This window comes from Flavobacterium sp. KACC 22763, assembly GCF_028736155.1.
Lineage (GTDB): Bacteria > Bacteroidota > Bacteroidia > Flavobacteriales > Flavobacteriaceae > Flavobacterium.
In genome coordinates this window covers 2501365-2521282 of sequence record NZ_CP117879.1, presented here as the reverse complement: position 1 = coordinate 2521282, position 19918 = coordinate 2501365, and the positions used below count along the sequence as shown (strand labels likewise).

The window sequence follows — 19918 nt, the reverse complement described above, 5'->3', positions numbered from 1 at the left end:
TACAAGCGGTAAAACGACATGTATTTTACGAAATTTCCAATCCTGAATAAAAACCAAAACTAAACAAAGAAGCAAAATTATTGGAGCTAGTTTCAATTTATTCTTTAGTTACTTCGGTTAGTATTTTTTTGCTGTCAATTTCCCACGTATTAAAGCTGCCGTCACCATCTAGGTCAGAAGTAGCAGTTGCTCTTGCTAAGAAGGAATCGTTTGTTGCATCGATAATTTCGATTTTGTAAACAGCCTGTCCACCTTCGTCAACCGTTTTTTCCTGTTCAAAACCTATTTCTTCTAGACTTCCAGAGTATTTAGAATGTCTGTAGAAATAGCTTTTTTCAAGTCCATAAACCTGATTTAGCATAGCTTGTGCCTCAATGGCTTTTGCCTGTCCGATTACTGAAGTCTGATTTGGCAATACCATCAGCAATAATATGCCGATGATGCATAATACAATTAGAATTTCCGTTAATGAATAGGCTTTAACGTACATTTTTTGATAAGATTTGTAGTATTTTTTAATGCGTTCTAACATTTTGTTTTTTATTAAGTTGTATTAATTGGGTACAGTTAAAATATGAGTTGAATTTTTATGAGATTATTTGTTTATAATTTTGCTTAGATCGAACATTGGTGCGTACATAGAAACCATAATGACACCTACAATGGCGCCGATTACGATGATAATCATAGGCTCGAGTATTACACCGATCATTTTTGTCTGATGGCTTATTTCTTCATTATACTGTTCTGTAAGGCGTTCAAACATAGTTTCAAGCTGATTGACCTGTTCTGCAACTTCGACCATAGAAACCATTTTATTTTCAAAGACAGAGTGCTTTTTTAAACTTTCATTTAAAGAAGCTCCTCTGGTAATGTCTTCCTTAATCTGCTGAATTGCAATTTCGATAGGGTAGAAGCTGATCATTTTGCCAGTCAGGGTCAAAGAATTAATCAAAGTGGTCTTGGATGTAATCAGCAAATTCATTGCTTGGCAAAAACGCGATATGTATATTTTACGGATTAAATTCCCGAAATAAGGAATCTTTAAAAGCATTGAGGTGGTCAACGCTCTGTAACTATCTTTGCTTTTCAATAAAAAATGAACTATTGCTAATCCGACTATAAAAGCAATTACAAATGAAAATATTGTTCCCGAATGATTTGATATTTTCAGGATAATTTGAGTGCTTTTTGGCAGCTCGCTTCCAAATTGCTTAAATACTGAACTAAACATCGGGACTACTTTATTCAACATAAAATAAAGAACCAAAATAGTAACCAGCATTACAATTGTCGGATATGTCATAACCGAAACAATTTGCCTTTTCATTTGGATTTTTCGGTTAAAATACTTCTGTAATTCACCTAAAACTTCTTCCAGTTTTCGGGTTTCTTCTCCAATCTGAATGCTGTAATATTCGTAAGCAGAAAACTGGTCAGTTTCGCGCATCGATTCATAAATGCTTTTTCCCTCAATTACTTTTTCTTTAATTCCGATTATGAGTTCTTTTTCGAATTTATTTTCAGACTGATTGCTTAGAATTTCTAAAGCTTTTTTAAAATCGACACCTGATCGCAAAAGCATTCCAAGCTCTCTGTAGAAAATTTCTTTTTTCTTGTCAGAGAGTTTTTTTGAGAACTGAATAGAACCAGTTTCAATCCTGAAATCTTTTTTCTCGGCTTTAGGAGCTTTATATGTAGATAAATCGAAACTCATTAGTTTTTAATCTTTTGCATTAGTTCGTTTGGATACACTCTTTTATAAAATCGCAAATCCAGCTCTTTTTGGTTTGATTCTATATTTAGTTTAATTTTTTGATAGACAAATTGTTCCGATTTGCTTTTCACCGTATCTAAAACCATTGTTTTTAATTTGATCTGAAAAGTATCAACAAATGTTTCGCTGTTTCTTAAAATCACATCATCAAAAAACTGGTACGAAACTCTTTCGCCTGCATAACCGTTAAAAGAAATTTCATTTTCTGAAGCCGTCATTTTTTCCTTTTCAAAAATATCTTTGTTCAAACTGTACGTTAATCGGTTCAAATCGTTCACCAGCTGATTCTGGTTTTTGAAATCAATCATCCTTCCGCTTACAATAGAAAAAATGACAAACAGAATGCCCATTATAATAGCTGTAACAGCCATGCCTACAATTGCTTCTATAATAGAAAAAGCAGCTACAGAATGATATTTATTACGGGTTCTGAACATAAAAACTCTTTTCAAATTTGAATTGTGTACTGTCTTTATACTGCACCGAAATTTTTTTCAGATTTTCGTTAATTGATTCTTCTTCAATCAATAAATTTTCATTTTCATCATTTGATATCGAATCATTTTTTATCTGCGATAAATAAAAAAGCTCGTTTACTTTATTTTGTGTGCTATAAAATTTAGCAGATGTCTTTGGCGTATAGACCGACGCAAAAATCATAACTGCAAAATAGAGACATATCGAAATTATGGTTAATGCAATAACCGATTCCAACAACGAATTTGCCCTTACTTTACAACACTTTTTTAATGACTCCATAATTTGTTGTTTTGGTGTTGAATAAAGGGACAGAAATATAATAGTCTGGACGTTTTTCGGTATTAATTTCAATATTACTAATCATATTTTCGTATGATGACGAAACTGTTTTTAGAAAAAAACGATTGGTGTAAACAGAGCCAAAAACATTGCTTTTGAGCATTAGTTTGCCGCTGCAGTACAAATCGCCAAAAAGGAGTCCATCTTCATCGATCTCTATCGTATTTTTTTCAATCAAATCATCTGTATTTCCAAATAGAACTACTGCGCCATTTATTTGACAACCCTTTTTTATCTTTATTTTTGATTCTTCAGTGCTTTCATTATACACGCAAACTACTGAAGGATAATTTAAGGTTACTTTTTCTTCGAGTTCAATTCCTTTAGAGGCAAATGCCTGAACTGTTCCTTTAAAGCCTTCCTCAAAAGTGATCTTCGGCGCTATTAGAATAACATCTTCCAAAACGGTATTTTTTTTCACTCGGATAGAATCTTCAGATCTCAGCACAAAATTTCCCTTGACTATGATGTTGCCTAAATTGGAGTTTACTAAAACCTCTTTCGTAGTATTGAAAAACGAATTATAATAAAGAGAATCTTTTGTTTTTTCTATTGCATTTAGTTTTACTCTTTCGGATTTAATTCCATGAAAAATCTTTTTAAAATCAGGATTTATTTCTGGCAGCTGCGGTTCAGAAACAGTAATTTTTCCGTCTGCTGTCAGTTTATTTAAATCATTGTTGATGTACGAAGTTTCAATAAATGTACTTGGCAGCTGATTGTCTCCTATCAGTTTTACCTTTCCAGAATAAAACAAAGATTTAGACAAATTGGTCAGGTAAATGGCATTTTTGTCCTTATTTCTCGCACCGACAAAATGAGCAGATAGAACAGTGTCATTAGAAATGTACGATTTAGCTAAAACAAGTGACAAAAGGCCATATTGCTTTGTTTCGTAAGCTCCTTCTATTCCAGACTTTTCATCTTTTTCAATTTCTGCTGGCTGTGTTTTATTACCCAAAGCAAAGTTTAAAACAGACTGGTTCTGAATATACAATTCCTCTTGCAAATTATAATATAAGTTGAGCTGGCTGTACAGATTTGAAAAGTACAGCAATGCTCCGCAAATTATAGAAACAATTAAGCAGATGTAAATGGCATATAGCAGACTGTGAGCTTTAACCATTACTTAGGCGCTTTATCTTTCTTTTTGAAAATGTTTTTAAAGAAGCTTTCTATTTTTGAATCTTTCTTAGGTTCATTTTTAGCTTTTTCTTTTGCAGCTTTTCTGGCTTCTTTATCTGCTTCTCTTTTTGCTTTTTTATCGGCAGCAGCTATTTCTCTTTCTTTTTTCTCTTTTTCTTTTGCCTGCGCTTTTTCTTCTTTTGTTTTTGCTTTATAAGACTTTAGTTTTAAGGCGTCTGAAGTAGCCTCTTGTTCTTTTTGAGAGTCTATTGCATTTTCAGCTTTAATGTTTTCCTGTTTGATTCTGTATTGCTCAGATTTGCTGATAATCTCTTTCTTCTTAACAATAACACCATTTTTATAAGTAATAATTTCTTCACTTTCAGCATTTTTCCATTTTCCAGTTTTCAGATTTGAAGAGAATTTTCCGTTTTCGACCAATTTTCCGCTTTCATCATATCTAGAATATTTTCCTGAACGCAAACCATTGCTATAGTGTAGGGTAGTGGCTAGAACCCCATTTTGATGCCAAGTTTTCCATTCGCCAACACGAAGTCCGTTTTTAAACTGACCTTGTTCTGCCAGCTGATTGCTATGATACATTTTGATAAACTTATCATTTAGAAGTTCACCTGCAATACCGCCCTGTGCTTCATGAATAAGTCCGCCTTTGAACCAGAAATACGTTTTTGAAGTTTTCGGATTGACTTTTTTGTCTGTAGTGTAAAACTCGTATCTGAAATTTTTATCGGAGATTCTTTTAATCGTGTACGGATCTCCAAAAGAAACCAATACAAAAGAAAGAAATATAAGAAAATAACGTGGTATTGATTGTGTTTTCAAGGGGCTGGTTTTATTTTTTTATTTGGTCAATAGCTTTGTTTGTTATCTTGGAAATTTCATTATCGGCAGGACTAATTAACATTAAAACAGAAAAGTTCTTATTTACAATATTCTGTATCAGTTTTTTCATCCCAAACCAATCTTAAAAAACAAATGTATTTTTTCTTTTCTGTACTTTTTTACGGCTTTCCACATTTGCGAAAGTTTTTTCTTTTTTTTTATGAAATACAATTTGATTTTATTTATAACGTGTTTGTTTACAGGTTTTTATATGTTTTATAAAAGAGCTTTTATTTTGTGTTTTTATTTTTTTTCTAATTTTAAAGAATTAATTTGTAGGTTTGAGATGATAAAATTGTAAAGAATGAGGTAAGAAAAACTTCCTTTTTCTGAGTTAGAAATGTTCTTTGTATTTTGACATAATAAAGCCTTCTAAAAGTATTTTTGAGATATTAAAAACAAGCAGAAAATGCCTTAAACTGCATTTTTTGTAATTATTTCTAACTAGTGAAAGGTTTGTTTTTGTTGGCTTGATCGAGTTTAAGATTACTATCCTTTCGGAATGCTGGTGCCGTCTCGACACGGAAGCTCGGATTCGTATAGATACGGGTTCCAAGGACAGGAGAAAGATGATGAGATTAAAGGTGAAGGGAATTCGCTTAACTATACCTTCAGGATGCATGATCCTAGGATTGGTAGGTTTTTTGCGATTGATCCATTAACGAAGAAGTATCCCCATTATACTCCTTACTCTTTTAGTGGAAATAAGGTTATTCAGTATGTAGAACTAGAAGGGTTAGAAGAATCTGGAACAAATGCTGGAAGTGCCATCATGTCAATATTTTTCCCATTACCTCCAAAAATTAAAAATAATCCTCAAAAGTATCCTGGTGCACATGGATTAAATTTAGCAGGAAAAGCAGCTGCAGTATCAGTAGCCGCTCCTCCTATCTTGACTGGTACTACTGTTGCATATGAAAGTTATACTACTTGGTATGGAACATCTATGTTGGGGAATTATTTTGCTGCTGGTTCTGGTATGGCTGGTATGGGAGGAACTGCTTCTGCGGCAATGATTGATGCTAATGCTTATTTTGGAGCATCTTTTTGGCAAACGAATGCTTCTAAAGGAGTTATTAATGGTTTAAGTAATATTATAGGTCAAGTCGCATATAATGGTGGATTTGAAAACTTTAACTATTCACAGCCAATTTTTGCAGGATTTGTTGGAAATCCATTTTTGTCGAACTTTGGAGAATCTTTTTTTAGTGTTACAGCTGAGAATGGCTTTACAACAAATAACTTCAACTCTAATTTTTTCTCTACTTTTGGATCTAATTATATAGGTGGGAAAATTGGAGATACATTTGAAGTTTCGGAAAAGTTATATATGAGTAAAGTATTGAATTTAACTTCCGGTGGTGCAACTGAAACATTTGAAAATAAAATTGGAGATAGTTTAGAGCAAATTCAACAAATCTTTAAAGATTTTAAGATAGATATGTCATTCAGTACAAAAAAAGAAAAACAAAGTAAAAAATTTAATTAGTATGAATAAGAATCAGGGAATGGCAGCTGGGTGTTTTTTTGTATGTATGGGATTGCTAATTTTTTTTTCAAATAAGTATCAAGAAAAAAAAAACAATATGATTGAAGACAATAAATTTGTTACAGTTGCTAAGGTTTTTTATATTGAGCATAGAAGAGGCTTTACAGATGCAAGATTTTACTTTTACTACAATGAAAAAAGGTATGAGTCTGGCAAGTATATTAAGAATTCAGGAGACATTTATTTAGGAAAGTTTTATAAAATTGCAATCGCGACTAATAATCCTGAGTATTGTGAAATATTTCTAGAAAAAGAAGTTAAAGATTCAATAGAAATTGCTAAAGCTGGTTTCAAATTTGATTAGTAACATTTCCAAGACTCATGCTGAAAAGCAATCTCCACGATAGCGCAGATTTGCAATCTGTGCCCGCAGAGTTAATCAACACCTGCTTATCTATAAAAGCAAAAAAAAACTGCAACCAGAACATTTTCTAGTTGCAGTTTTTTAATTATAGATGTCAATTTCTTTTACTTTCCAATCCCGATGGCTCGAATATGTCGCCACAACGATAGCGCAGATTTGAAATCTGTGCCCGCAAAGTAAAGCCACACAGTTTACTACTAACATCAACAAACTGCAACTGGAATTCATTATCTAGTTGCAGTTTTTTCTTAATTATAGATGTCAAATTCCTTTACTCGCCAATTCACTATCTCTCTTCTTTTAATAAATAGTTGTAAATCATAATTTGAATAATGCATACAATTTCTTATTGTGTTTTATTATATTGCAAATACAAAAATGAAAAAACAATCCATGAAAAAAACTAGTCCAATAATTCCTTTATTCAAACAATTCATAAAAGAAACTGAAACAGGTAAACGGCTTAAAAAAAATGGAGAAAGAATAAAAGCAGATTCAATACAAAACTATAAATATGTATTAAACAACTTGATTCAGTTTTCAACTGAAACCAAATTTGAATTACGTATTTGCGATGCTTCAAAACTAGACAAACGAGAGTTTACATCTGAGAAAAGTTATTGGAAAAAATTTTACCAAAAGTTTACAGAGTTTTTGTACAAAAAAGGCTGTCATGATAACTATGTTGGAGCCAATATAAAAGTTATTCGTGTTTTTTTTAATTACCTTAAAAATGATAAAGATTTAAACACTGGTGATTTTCAGCGTTTATTTTATGTCCGAAAAGAAGAGATAGAAATCTTTGTCTTATCGCCAGAGCAACTTAAATTTTTAATTCATGATAAAGAATTTGAGCAAACCCTTATACCAAGCTACAGACGTATAAAAGATATTTTTGTGTTTGGGTGTTCTACTGGTTTGCGTTATTCTGATATCTTTTTGTTGACCAATAAAAACTTTGAAAAAATAGATGGGGAATGGTATCTGAAACTAAAATCAAAGAAAACTAAAACCTTTAGCTTTATTAAGCTTTCAGCTTACGCCATAACTATCTTTCAACGTTATACCTCTTCAAATAGCAAGACTCCTCTTTTTGGAAGTATTAGTTTGTTTAATTTCAACAAAAGCTTGAAACATATAGGTGAGCTTGCCGGCTTTACATCACCGATCGAAGTTTCAAGAGAAAAACAGGGAAAAACTCAAAAAATAACAAGGAAAACAGATATTTCAAAAAATCGTTTTTGTGATAAAATGAGTTCTCACATGATGCGTAGAACTGCCATTACTACTTTATTGATTTTAGGAATGCCAGAACATTTAGTTCGTAAGATTAGTGGGCATAGTCATGCTAGCACTTCTTTTAATCGATATGTTCATTATGCGCAGGCTTATATGGATAAAGAGATTGAAAAGGTACATAGTAAATTGGAGAGTTATTGAATAAAAACAGAGCCTTAATTTGTTCTATGCTTTGGAATAAAAAAACCTCGTAATTTATACGAGGTTTTCATTTATTGGATTTGTTTTTGTCAATTTTCTTGCGTTCACGAGCGTGACGCTCGCGCTAGCAGGGGAGTTATTAAATAAAACCATAACCACATTTTTTCTTTAATTTATAACAAAAAACCTCGCACTTTTGCGAGGTTTTCAATTTAAATAAATTTGTTTTTATAGATTTTCTTTACGTCCATAAGCGTGACGCTCGCACCTGCTGGAGGCTTTACATTACGCGCACAGATTGCAAATCTACGCTATCGTTGCGTTGATATATCCGCGTCATCGGAGTTTGCAGTACTGTCTAATATTGGCTCACTTATTGATGGATTATCTACATAATATCTAACATATATCTTTTTATTTATACACCAATTATTTTTTTCACATTTTTTAAAAAGCTTAGAAGGAATCACTTCTTTTTCATAAAAAATTCCATCTACGCAATATCTGTAATCCAAATAATAATTTGCAATGCCAATTTCATAATATTTTGTAATTACTCCATCTATAATTTTTGAATTAGTAAACAATTTCTTTTTTTCATAATAATTAACGATTGTTTTTTTTAAACTTATAGAAACTATAACGACAATAATTAAAGCCAAAATAATTTTTTTTGTGTTTTTCATATTAATTAGGTTTTAATGCTTCTTTAGCTTTTTTCTGCTCTACCTTTTTAATAATATCAATTAGGTACCTTTGTCCTTGATCTATATAAACTTTTCCATTTGCTTTATTTGGAACAAGTTTTTCATTTGCTTTATTCAAAACAATCCTTAATCCAAATTCTTGAAGGCCTTCGTTTAAATCTTTTACTTTAAATCCATCTTGAACAGACACGTCTAAAAAAGATTTCACCACATCCCTCGCTTTTTGATTTGTAATAAAGACTTGGGCTGCTACATCCGAGATATCGACTTTTTTGATATCACCTTTTACTAAAGCTTGTGCTATAGTTTCAAAAACTGCTTTTCCTACAGAAGTCTTTAAAAATTTTAGCCCTTTTGAACCAAGATTTAGTTCAGCACTTATACCTCCTCCGAAAACCATAGTAACACCTGCAACGTAATTTTGAATAGTCTCAGAAGATGCTCTAGAACCTTCAACTAGAGGATCTGGTTTATAAATAAAGACTTTCATAGCGTGAATCCCCTGTGAAAATGATTCAACAGTAGCTTCCATCGCAGTTCCTTCCTTATACGAAATTTTAGCTGTATTACCCATGGCATTTATTGTAAGCGTACCTCCAATCGGTCCAGGCGAACCGTATTTTTGATACTCATCTTTTCCTTCTACCCATCCAACATGATTTGCAAAAGCTTTATAATAACTAGCTTTTTTGGCTTGCCATTCAACTAAATTATCATTGTTTTTTTTCATAATTGTAGGTAACCCATTTTGTCCTAGAATAACAATTTTGCTTTCTAAACCATCTTGGTCAACTGCCCAAATAGGACTATTACTAGCGAACTGATAAGGTGTTAGCCATGGGTATGTTTGAAATAAAGGGTCTTCCGATAAAAATTTTCCAATTCTTGGGTCATAAATTCTGAAACCATAATCATATTGAGCACCCTCACCTTTAACTTCATCATCCTTTTCTTTCCCATTAAACCCATATCTATACGAATCGGAGCTTCCGTGGCGTGACGGTACGAGCATTCCGAAAGGATAGTAATCTGAGAAGCTAGTTACATCGGCTGTAAAATGATCACCATCGAAAATACTTCTGTCTGTAATTACCGTGAGAACGTTACCTAAATGGTTCGATAATTCGTACTGTTTGTCACCTACAAAACGGTAAGCGGTGATAGGTTCGCGGGCAATCGCATTTTTACCTTCTCCTTGTGCTTCTCCTTCGCAGACGTCACCAATACCATTGTTGTTGTTGTCTGTTTGGTCTTTATTTGATTTTGCTATGCAATTATCGCAAACGTCACCAACACCATCACCATCTGTATCTTTTTGATCAAAGTTAGCTTTATTTTTGCAATTATCACAGACATCACCTACACCGTCACCATCAGCATCTGCTTGGTCAGGGTTTGGCTTATAGCGACAGTTATCACATACGTTTCCAAAACCGTCATTGTCATCATCTTCCTGGCCAGGATTGAAAATGTAAGGACACTTGTCAACGGTATCTTTTACACCGTCACCATCGATATCTCCTTCTTTAGATCCGCAGAAAGTTTGTGCAAAATCTACAGTTGTAAATGCAGGCTCACTAGTGAATGGTCTATTACCTTTTAAGGTCATCAATTGTCCATTGATAGAACCAGCATAATCTCCTGATGTTTCATCAAAACTGTATTCGTTCACTTTTAATTCTTCAGTATCTTGTCCGTTATTGATAGAATAGCTGAAATCGCATAATTCAGCTTTTAAAGCTTCATACTTGACAAGAGCTCCACCAGGACGATAACTTATTGTTGTTGCGCCAAGTGAGTTTTTAGGCAATACAATACTAATATCTGCAGAACCGCTACTCATAGCCTTATTTTCTTCACCATTCATTTCTGTAACCGTTGTTTGAGCTACTGCATTATAAACGTTTCCGTTAATAATCAATTGTACCGTATAGTTAGATCCTTTAGTATCGCCTTCTTTGATGACAGCTTTAATGTCCCATTCGTCTTCTGGTATTGCTAAATCCCCTATTTTATAGTCTGTTCTGTATCTATAGCTTCTATAACTGTAACGTCTGTTGCCAGAGTTGTTTTTGTACCAGTTGTGGTTTCTTTTGTATTTAACAATCGAAATGTATGGTTTATAACCAGTTGCAGTTTTCTCAACAGATAGAAATAATGAGCTTAAATAAGAAAAAGTACCGTCCTGTGGCCATTTCTGACCTTCTTTTAAAGTTCCGTGAAGCGCAGCAAGCAGTTTTACTTTATTATTGTCTGATTCATTGATCTTTAAGTGCCCATTAAGAGTTACCGATTTTGTTTTTGTAAACGAGTTATCAAATAAGTTGATCGAATTTCCTTCAACTTCCATCCACGAAGCATTATCGGTTGGCTGGTCAAAGTCTAATCCTGATTGAGCGCCTTCAGTTGCGACAGCATTTGTCTGCATTAAACTTACAGATTCTGTACTTGCCATTTTACTGCTCATTGCAGCCATTCTTAACTGTTGAGGAACTGTTTCCTGACTGATTTGCATTCTGTGTTTTTCAGCTCCAAGTCGGCTGCTTCCATAGATGTCTTGTTCAACAAGGAAATAAGTAATTTGATTTCCTTCTTTGATCATCTCATATGTGCTCAACACATTGCCTTGCGCATCACGCAGGTAATAAGTTGTAGTAGTTTTAGTCGCTGTTGCTACGGTTTTAGCAATTCTGTTGCCTAAACCATCATACTCAAAACTGATAACGGTTCCGTTATTTTTGGTAACCGATTTAACTTTGCCATCTACACGCCAATCAATTTGGATTCCTTCCTGTTTGTCTTGTGTTAATTGACCAATGTTGTCATAAACATAATTTTCGTCTTCAATTTGGTTGTCTATATCCAAAGAAGTGTCATTAGGAGATCCATTTGTAAAGACATCATTTGCAATAGCATCTTTTACATTTTTTAATCGGTTTGTATCAGAGTAATAATTATATGTTAACTGATCCATTGATGTAATCGCACCATTTTTAGGAGCAGAATTGAACATCGTTTTTAAATTACCGTTTTTATCATAATCGTACTTAGAAGCATAACTATTAGAGGCTGTAGTTCCAAGAATAGATTGAGAACTCATTTCTCTAATTCGGTTCAGCTGGTCGTAACTATAGAAATTAAACTGTGTCGGAATAATATTTTGGTTATGGTCTGTCAATGACGTAACCATTTCTTTAATATTTCCGTTATAAAGATCATTGTCTGCTTTTGCCAGATTCTGTTCTTTGCTATAGCTGAAAATAGCATTGTCTCTGCTTCCAGAACGCGATTTATAATCGCCATTATAGTAATTTAAGGCAAAGCCAAAAGCATCCTGAGCTACATTTAAACCATCTTTTCCAGCATCGAAATCTTTTCCGATTCTTTCTGAATTGACGCCTTTCAGCCATCCTTGAAGTGTGTAGATGTAATCCAGACCCTGAACTTGTTTATCTCCAAGATCTATACGAGCCAATGGTCCGTGATCGTAGTATAAGTAATTGGCTTCTTTTTCCCAGATAATATTGTCTTTACTGGTATAAACCTGTTGGATTCTATTATCGGCATCATATTGGTAGCGGTGGATAAACTGTTCATTAGCATCATTTGGCTGATAAGTCACTTTATTTACATTTCCGCTTATTAAATCATAATCGTAAACTATTTTTTTTCTGGCAACGCCCATTCTTTTCAGTGAAGCATTGTTATTATTATGAATTAACTCTTTAACGTTTCCGTGAACATCATAATCATAGAAAACACCATTAGTATAAGTATCCAAAGCTGACTGGCCAGTAAGTGTATCAAAGTACAATACTGCAGTTACTCTCTTATGATTATTATCTGAACCATAAGATGTAAACCAGTTTTCGGTATCTTTTACAGGACGATCATAAATTGTTTTAGTTACTTGTTCAGTATTGTCGGCAATATTGTACGGGTAATTGATTGCTGTTTTTACTGCATCAGTAGGAATTAGGTTGTTGCTGGCATCAACAAGTCTTCCGTTTTCATTGATAGATAAAACAATGCCTGCTTTTGTTTTTAATTGCCCAGCTTCAGTAATTCTTCCCAAGAAATCATAGCGGGTATAACTAAATTGTGAGTTTCCAGTCTGATTGCTGTTCTGGCTTGCTATAATTCTGCCTAAGTTATCATAAGCAAAACGTGTTTCACCACCGTCTGGGGTTTTCTGCCACACCAGCTGATTCAATGAATTGTAACGGTATTGAGTCTGAAGCGTATTTGAAGGTGCGACCTTTTGTCCGTTTACATCTGCAGTATCTTCTTTCAGAACGTTATTTTTACGTATATCATTAATAGTTTCATTTGAAGCTGGAGAAACGCGTTGTACACCTTCAGGCGGAACAGTTTGAACTAAATTTCCAGCCTGATCATAATAGTATAAAGTATATTGGTATTCTTTATCAATAGCCGTTTTGGTTAAAGTTTCATTTAAACCTTCAAAAGCCGCTTTAAGATATTTTTGTTTGAAAGCTTCTTTTTTCTCTTCATAGAAAGCATCAGAAACTTGTTGGATATTAATATTGTTTATCGCTTTTTTATAGATTTCACAAGGTGTTTTAGTTCCTAGATCTACTGGAAGTTCTAAACTAAACGATGGAGTTAACGTTGCTGGTGCGCAAAAGTCATTTGTAATAACATATGAGTTGGCAAAATCATTCCAGTTTTTAGTTTCTTCTGTGGGATTTGTTTTCTGTGTTTCAATGTAAGCATAATAAGCAGTAATTGTTTCAGTGGTCTTTGGATTGCCATATTTAAGATTAGTGCTTCCAAATTCGGCAATAGTTAAGAACATTGCATCTTGCGGAGTCTTAACATCGAATTTAACCAAATAGTCTACATATTCTTTACTGATATAGCCATAATTAGCCTCACAGAAGAAAACACCATTGTCTTTTAATTTTTTTGGAAGATCGTATGTAGGTATCTGAGCAGACATACGAGTTTTGAATTCCTGCCATTTGTCTCCACAAACTACTGGGGTAACTGTTGGAGGAACGCAGATGTCACTGCAGGTTGGTGTGCCTAGTTTTAGGGGTGTTTTTGCTAACATGGCATCTTGGCGAGATTGTAAGCTATTGTTTATCTTTAAAGAAGAAGATGTTGGAGCGTAGTTGCTTGTTAGAAATGGACATATATCGAACACATTATCTGCATGATTACTAATTTGAACAGATACATAAATAAATTGCCCTTCACTTGCACCTATATAGTTGAAATTATTGTTACCTATTTTGGCAACAAATTTATTCATACCATTTCTATAATCGATGAACACATATTCTACACGGTTTCTTTTAATTTCCCAGTTCTGAAATTCTATTGCTCCTTCTAATATAAAGTTATTATTGTAAAACTCAATTTTATAATCATTGACAATTTTGAAGTAAGTTAATTGTATAGGAGCACTATATGCATTTGGATAAACTGTATTGGAAACTGACCAGTTTCTGGCCAATTGATATTTATTTATTAAGTTTGATTCTGTGATAAATTTTGACATTTTCGCTGTTAAAGGATTTCCAAAAGTGCTGTACATTGTTTCAGGTACAAGATTATTGGTTAATATTTCATTAAGAGCGTTTTTTAATCCTTCTTCAAAAGTAAATTCGACATTACTATTATTATCGCATGCAGTCTCCCTACCAGACGGGTTGTTAGAAATAAAATCACAGAATGAAGAAGATGGAACCCCAAAGGTTTGGGTACCTCCAATATTTTGCCAAGCACTTGTGGTAATAAAGGTTTCATCGTTAATGTCTGTATAGCTTATACGAATCGAATTACCATTATAAATATCAATTGAATTAATTTTCTTTATTAAGTTTTGGGCGCCGGGAATTACTAAACTTATCAAATCATATGTATAGTCATTACCGTAAGAATAAAATTCTATTCTGAAGACTGTAATGCCGTCATCTGTATTATAATATGGAATATAGGTAAGTTTATAATTAGATAAATTCACATTTGATGTCGTTTGCTGATTTGGCCCGCTTACGCTATTAACAAAATCTAGTTGACTTTGGAAATGTTCTACCAAATTTGATTCTGTGATAAATTTTGTAATTGCAGTATTTTCAGAAGAAGGATGAATCTGATAATCGAAAGAATTATTTAGTAGTGCCTGATTGATAACATTAGCTAAGTTTTCTTCGTAAGCAAGCTCTACATTATTGTTTAAGTTACAAGAATTTACATTAATATACGGTAATTCAGGTGGACCACAATCATCACCATATCCATCACCGTCATAGTCCCATTCTCCACAAGGTGCACAGCACGCGAAGTATAATGGTTTTTCTGTTCCTGTATAAATTCCCCAACCTTTTCTTTGATATCCAGTGCTTGTTAATGATTTAACAATAATTCCATTTTTATTTGCGGCTTCTGGAATCATATCAACAACTTTACCTACAGAGCCTCTTGCGCCTCTTGTAGACTGAAACAGAATTTTATCATTAACAGAGATGGTTATAATTCTTGAATCAGTCCATTGGGGGTGTGGGCCATTTTTAAATATTACTTGATCTTGATCTTTAACCCCAAAATAAGTATAAAGAAATCCAGATTTAAAAACGTTGTTATTTGTTATATCTATGCTGTTTAAATCTTCAAAATTATTTGGACCTTGTAAATTAATTATAAGATCTTTTAACGCACTTACAAAACGCTCTCTTTTATTACATTGCGTATCCTCAAAAGCAATAGTTTCACCAACACCTATTCCTCCTGTAAAGTGACATTCTCCCACAGCTGCTTTTGTATATCCTTCAATAATAATTTCTTCTGGAGTAATACAGGTTGGAGTAGTCCCTTTACGGACAATAGTAGCTAAAATTTTAAACTTAAAAGTTTTGGTTGCTGCCTCATAAGATTCGTAGTGAATGTTTTTGAAGCCTGAAATATCTTCCCATTTTGGAGGAGTTACACTTTCTCCACAAGGATTTTTATAGCTATCAATACCGGTTAATTTTAAAATAATAGGAGTTGCAATGCTATTTGCACCAACCATAAAGTCTATTTCTAATTCTGAATTTTGAGAGCCCGTTTTACGACCTAAAATTTTTGGGGAAAGTGAAGCAGAACTTAAATCAAATCCAGGATTAATCTGCGCATTAAATATACCAGCTGTTAAATAAGGCATACTATAAGCAGGAAGATCTAATAATAAACCATTTGGCTGTATATTAGGATCTACTAGACCTTTCAGAAATGTTTCCATATCAAGAGCCAAAGGGCATTTTCCTGTTTCTAGATATAGATTGGCATTAGCTTTTGCATCTGCAGCAGCCATAGCCTGTGGGTCTTCTAGACCAGAATCATAACTAAAATCTGCTGGTACAAAACGTTTTTCTTTTTCATAAAAGAAAGGAGCAATTTCTTCGTAGCAGATAGGAAGCAAGTCAATTAAACCAGCTGGTATTTCAGGTGTGACAGATTGGCTTGCAGCAATTAAACCGGTAACATCATCAAAGTTTTTGTCGCTGTTGGTATTGTATTTTTTTAGTAAGGTTTTGTATGTTTCTGTACTTTGCTTGTTTCCAATGCAGTCATTGTTTGCTCGATATTTGTTTGCATAAATATGAGCAAAAACAGTTCTTGTTTTTTCTTTTAAGGCAATATAATATCCTTTAAAATTAGACCATATTCTTTGTTTTAAGTATGGATCAGGAAGACGTCTAATTTCGTCAAGTAATTCATCATTAGTTTTTGTTAAAATTGGTTCATATACAGAAACAGGAGTGATGCCATTAGAATAAGCTGCAAAGAAGTATGCTGTCTGCAGCATGTTCAATTTAATAGAATTTCCTTGTGTACCTATAAAACTTATGCCATCAAAACTGTTTACTAAACCTTCTTTCATAATATTTTTACGAACATCAAATTCTGTTTGAATTTCAATAGAATTGTCAAGTTTGGTATAAAAAGGGTCAATGCTAGAATAAGATCTTATAAGATTATCTATAATCCCTGCACTTGCAAAAATCGTTTCGTTTCGTTGCGGGTTTTCGGTATTATAATACTCTAAATCTCTTAATTTCGCATCAAAACCATCAGAGTTTTCATTGTTAATGCTGTTATTGCATACAGCGGCATTATATTCATAATATCTATATTCTGGGTGATATGGCAACAGAGCTTTAGCCCAGCTTGACTGCCAAATTTTTAGAAAATCGGAAACATTGCTTAGGTACTGAGGCGCTACAAGCAAATAGTTTTCATCATCACTGCTTGGATCATCTTCCACAGGAATAGCTCCATTGTCTTCAAGAGCTCTTAGGTTAGGAGTATAAGTGCCATCTTCGTTTCTAAAAACCGAAATTTTTGAAGGCTCATTGTTTTCATCTTTATATCCTCCAACAGGGTATCTCCAGTGTGCTTTTGTTCTTTGCTCTGTTTCATTTAGTCCAGTATCTGGGTTTACGTCGGTAACTTGGTTGTATCCATTGTATAAAAGCTGATTGTTTTCGTTGAAGACGCTTACAGGATCTAAATCATTGGCAACTTCTGCAGGATCAATTGTTTCTAAACCAATAATAGAACCATATTGTCCTCCTGGACTTACATCTGCTAGAAGAATTTCTTCATTGATGCTACATAAATTTGCAGGCTGATTGCATAATTCTCGACAACTTGTAATTAAAGCTTTAAATTCTCTTTGGTAATGAGCAGTATAAGTTGCTGTTTCCTCAGCCGTAAGACTAATTGTTGGCATATTGGCAGCAACATAATTTGTTTGTGCTGTTAAAATGTAAGGTTCTCTTGCTGCAGTATTTCCTAAACTGCTTTCGTCTGTTGAAAAATGGCTTGAGTATCCAGCTTTATCTGATGCGTCTAAATATGAAGTAACTAAAGCTTCTTCACAGCTTCTGCAGGTAACGTTACAGTCTGTTTCTAGAATTACCTCATTAAATTCAGTCGTCACTGGTTTGCAAGTTGTACCATTTTTTAATTCGCTAATATAATCGTCAGCATATTGATTTAATGCCTGCGCATTTATCTGTAAATTTTTGCTAAGACTGTATTTTCCTTCTTCCAATGGAAGAAAGCTACCATCTACTTTTTTAATTTTTCCTTCGAATAATTTATTGGTAAAATCTAATGTTGAAGGTGAAAATGAATTGGTGCTGATTGTTCCAATTTGAGCTGATAAAGGAGAATTGTTCGTAGAAAATAATAATTCGTTTGCACAATCATCTGTCATTGTCATTGACCAATCGTAAACAAATGGATAGTATTTACCAGGCAAACATTCATCATTAAAACTTCCTGCTGTTTTGCTAAGTCCGTAGTTGAAAGTAATCGGAGCTTTTTTAACAACATTTACCGAAGTATTTAATTGGATTCCATCTTCTGTAAGGCCATTATTTCCTGAAACATACTTATCGTTATTTACCAGTAAGCTTTCTGTTGTATTGATGTGCAAAGTTCCATCTGTTTCATCTAAAAGGGATACAAGGTTTCCTTTTTTATCACCAGCAAGAGCAGTAGCAATTGTTCTGCCTTGCGGATCCAAATAACTAACGCTTACTTGTCCGTTTGGGTCAATCACCGTATTTTTTTTGTAATGAGATGCATCACCCACTTTATAGCCAAATAATCTGTTAAGTTCTGCTTGAGATGGGGTTCCGTAAAAATATTTCATCTCGTGTCCAGAACCAATCTGATGATCTTTACCAACTCCTCCTTTGCTACTAATACGTCCAGTATTATCTGGTGTATAAACAGTTTGAGAGAATGGCAATAAAGCTGCATCTGGAACTAAATCTTGATGGTCCTTGCTTACAGCGTTATTTCCTGAATAATACTTACTTGAACCAGAAGTATTGGCCATTCCGCTGATAACAACAGGAGCGCAGCTTTTGTCTGCTGAATTATCCCAATCAAAATCTTTATGGGTGTAAATTGAATTTGATTGGCTGTTTTTATTTAAATCTGGATAGAAATGAATTCCTGAAGACTCTACAGGCGCTGGTAATACTTCAATAGCAGGACGGCCTTGGTTATCGTAGATGACCTCGCCGACAACTGCTTTATTGTTAGAATTGATTTTAGTAACAGTCTGACGATTACGCAACGATCCATCAAAATAACTTACTACTTCTTTTTTCTTTCCGTCTTCGGCAAATGAAGACTGATATTGCCAGTTTTTCTTGCCCGTTTCATGGTTAGCGTCGATGGTAAGGAAGTGTAACCAGTCGCTGATTAACTTGTGAGACTCCAAAAATCCTGAAGTCCAGTTTCCGTAGTAATTTTTAGAAATATCACTCAAAAATCGTCCCACAGGTCGCACTCTGTAAATAATATAACCTTTTGAATATACTAGTGGAATTTTATAAAAAATATCTTTCGTTTGGATTCTTGTACTGTTAAGCCTAAAATCCTGATCCGTTAAAGCAATTTGGTTTGGTAGAAGAGTTCCGCCGTTTTCAGCAAAATTATCAATCCATGTCCATTCCAATTCATATTCTACAGCAGGAGCAACGTTGTCTTTACTCCATGAAATTAGAATTTCATCAGCCCCATCGCTTGCGCTATTTACTTCGATTTGCTGAGTTCCATTATTCTTAATAAAAGTATGTTTTAACGGAAGCACAGAACTTGATTGAGTGCTGCTCAGTTGGAGGTTGTAATAACGGTCTGTGGTAAACTTTAGTTGTAGATATGCTGATGAATTATCAACGGTTATTGCTGTACCAGATTGATTGTAATATGTAATAGACATTACCTGTACATCTGCCTTATGAATTCCAGGTAGATTATATGTAGCATAATCATCAAATTGAATTCCTTTTGTGACATTATCATGTTTGATTTTTCTTAAAGTAACAAGATATGGATTAGGATAATTTACAGGATTATTGTTTAAATCCTTAAAACTAGTTTTTACTACATCTAAACTGTCATACGGAGTTATTCTCAGCTGTACTTCGGCATAATAAATTTTAGTATATTCGGCTGAATTACTTTTATTATCATCAAACCCAAAATGAATTGAAACTGTCGGATTTATAGAAGTAAAGACTTTTTGCTTTTTGATGTCGGCATATTTTGCATCAGTAACATGTAGAGTTGGCTGACCTTGTAACTGGTTTCCAACTTTTTTATCACCTAAATGTATTTCCTGCTGTGCAGAGAGCAACAGTGAAAAAAGTGTAAATATAAATGCCGTTAAGTATTTATTTATAAACATATATCTGATTTTA

General features: G+C 33.6%; 11 protein-coding genes. 3 read left to right on the top strand and 8 right to left on the bottom strand.

What is annotated here, in order from left to right:
• Window positions 1–97: 97 nt before the first annotated feature.
• The 6 genes from PQ463_RS10075 to PQ463_RS10050 form a co-directional block, all read right to left on the bottom strand.
• Complete coding sequence (locus PQ463_RS10075; protein WP_274257625.1) at window positions 98–532, bottom strand: type IV pilin protein; 435 nt, start codon at window positions 530–532, stop codon at window positions 98–100.
• Window positions 533–595: 63 nt separating this feature from the next.
• On the bottom strand, window positions 596–1717 hold the full coding sequence (locus tag PQ463_RS10070; RefSeq protein WP_274257624.1) for a type II secretion system F family protein: 1122 nt from the start codon (window positions 1715–1717) through the stop codon (window positions 596–598).
• A complete protein-coding gene (locus PQ463_RS10065; protein ID WP_274257623.1) occupies window positions 1717–2214 on the bottom strand; it encodes a PulJ/GspJ family protein in 498 nt (165 codons plus the stop codon). The genes PQ463_RS10070 and PQ463_RS10065 overlap by 1 nt, the downstream gene beginning before the upstream one ends.
• Window positions 2198–2536 carry a hypothetical protein gene (locus PQ463_RS10060; RefSeq protein ID WP_274257622.1) on the bottom strand — a complete coding sequence of 113 codons (339 nt, stop codon included), beginning with the start codon at window positions 2534–2536 and terminating at the stop codon, window positions 2198–2200. Before PQ463_RS10060 ends, PQ463_RS10065 begins: the two co-directional genes overlap by 17 nt.
• A complete protein-coding gene (locus PQ463_RS10055) occupies window positions 2511–3722 on the bottom strand; it encodes a hypothetical protein (RefSeq protein WP_274257621.1) in 1212 nt (403 codons plus the stop codon). The genes PQ463_RS10060 and PQ463_RS10055 overlap by 26 nt, the downstream gene beginning before the upstream one ends.
• Complete coding sequence (locus PQ463_RS10050) at window positions 3722–4564, bottom strand: toxin-antitoxin system YwqK family antitoxin (protein ID WP_274257620.1); 843 nt, start codon at window positions 4562–4564, stop codon at window positions 3722–3724. Before PQ463_RS10050 ends, PQ463_RS10055 begins: the two co-directional genes overlap by 1 nt.
• A 562-nt stretch (window positions 4565–5126) precedes the next feature.
• Between PQ463_RS10050 and PQ463_RS10045 the strand changes: the two genes are divergently transcribed.
• From PQ463_RS10045 to PQ463_RS10035, 3 genes are all read left to right on the top strand, one after another.
• Window positions 5127–6113 (top strand): RHS repeat-associated core domain-containing protein, encoded by a 987-nt coding sequence (locus tag PQ463_RS10045; protein WP_443135195.1) that lies wholly within the window; start codon window positions 5127–5129, stop codon window positions 6111–6113.
• Window position 6114: 1 nt separating this feature from the next.
• Window positions 6115–6477 carry a hypothetical protein gene (locus tag PQ463_RS10040; RefSeq protein WP_274257619.1) on the top strand — a complete coding sequence of 121 codons (363 nt, stop codon included), beginning with the start codon at window positions 6115–6117 and terminating at the stop codon, window positions 6475–6477.
• Window positions 6478–6915: 438 nt separating this feature from the next.
• A complete protein-coding gene (locus PQ463_RS10035) occupies window positions 6916–7977 on the top strand; it encodes a tyrosine-type recombinase/integrase (protein WP_274257618.1) in 1062 nt (353 codons plus the stop codon).
• Between the two features lie 311 nt (window positions 7978–8288).
• Here PQ463_RS10035 and PQ463_RS10030 read toward each other — a convergent pair whose 3' ends face one another.
• Both PQ463_RS10030 and PQ463_RS10025 read right to left on the bottom strand, forming a co-directional pair.
• Window positions 8289–8663: a hypothetical protein gene (locus PQ463_RS10030; protein ID WP_274257617.1), complete on the bottom strand. Its 375-nt coding sequence runs from the start codon at window positions 8661–8663 to the stop codon at window positions 8289–8291.
• Window position 8664: 1 nt separating this feature from the next.
• Window positions 8665–19905: a thrombospondin type 3 repeat-containing protein gene (locus PQ463_RS10025; protein WP_274257616.1), complete on the bottom strand. Its 11241-nt coding sequence runs from the start codon at window positions 19903–19905 to the stop codon at window positions 8665–8667.
• Between the last annotated feature and the right edge of the window lie 13 nt (window positions 19906–19918).

Bases quoted from the DNA above. Each gene is read 5' to 3' on its own strand.
- PQ463_RS10070 (WP_274257624.1), bottom strand. From the start codon at position 1,717: ATGAGTTTCGATTTATCTACATATAAAGCTCCTAAAGCCGAGAAAAAA.
- PQ463_RS10030 (WP_274257617.1), bottom strand. From the start codon at position 8,663: ATGAAAAACACAAAAAAAATTATTTTGGCTTTAATTATTGTCGTTATA.
- PQ463_RS10055 (WP_274257621.1), bottom strand. From the start codon at position 3,722: ATGGTTAAAGCTCACAGTCTGCTATATGCCATTTACATCTGCTTAATT.
- PQ463_RS10040 (WP_274257619.1), top strand. From the start codon at position 6,115: ATGAATAAGAATCAGGGAATGGCAGCTGGGTGTTTTTTTGTATGTATG.
- PQ463_RS10065 (WP_274257623.1), bottom strand. From the start codon at position 2,214: ATGTTCAGAACCCGTAATAAATATCATTCTGTAGCTGCTTTTTCTATT.
- PQ463_RS10025 (WP_274257616.1), bottom strand. From the start codon at position 19,905: ATGTTTATAAATAAATACTTAACGGCATTTATATTTACACTTTTTTCA.
- PQ463_RS10060 (WP_274257622.1), bottom strand. From the start codon at position 2,536: ATGGAGTCATTAAAAAAGTGTTGTAAAGTAAGGGCAAATTCGTTGTTG.
- PQ463_RS10075 (WP_274257625.1), bottom strand. From the start codon at position 532: ATGTTAGAACGCATTAAAAAATACTACAAATCTTATCAAAAAATGTAC.
- PQ463_RS10035 (WP_274257618.1), top strand. From the start codon at position 6,916: ATGAAAAAACAATCCATGAAAAAAACTAGTCCAATAATTCCTTTATTC.
- PQ463_RS10045 (WP_443135195.1), top strand. From the start codon at position 5,127: ATGCTGGTGCCGTCTCGACACGGAAGCTCGGATTCGTATAGATACGGG.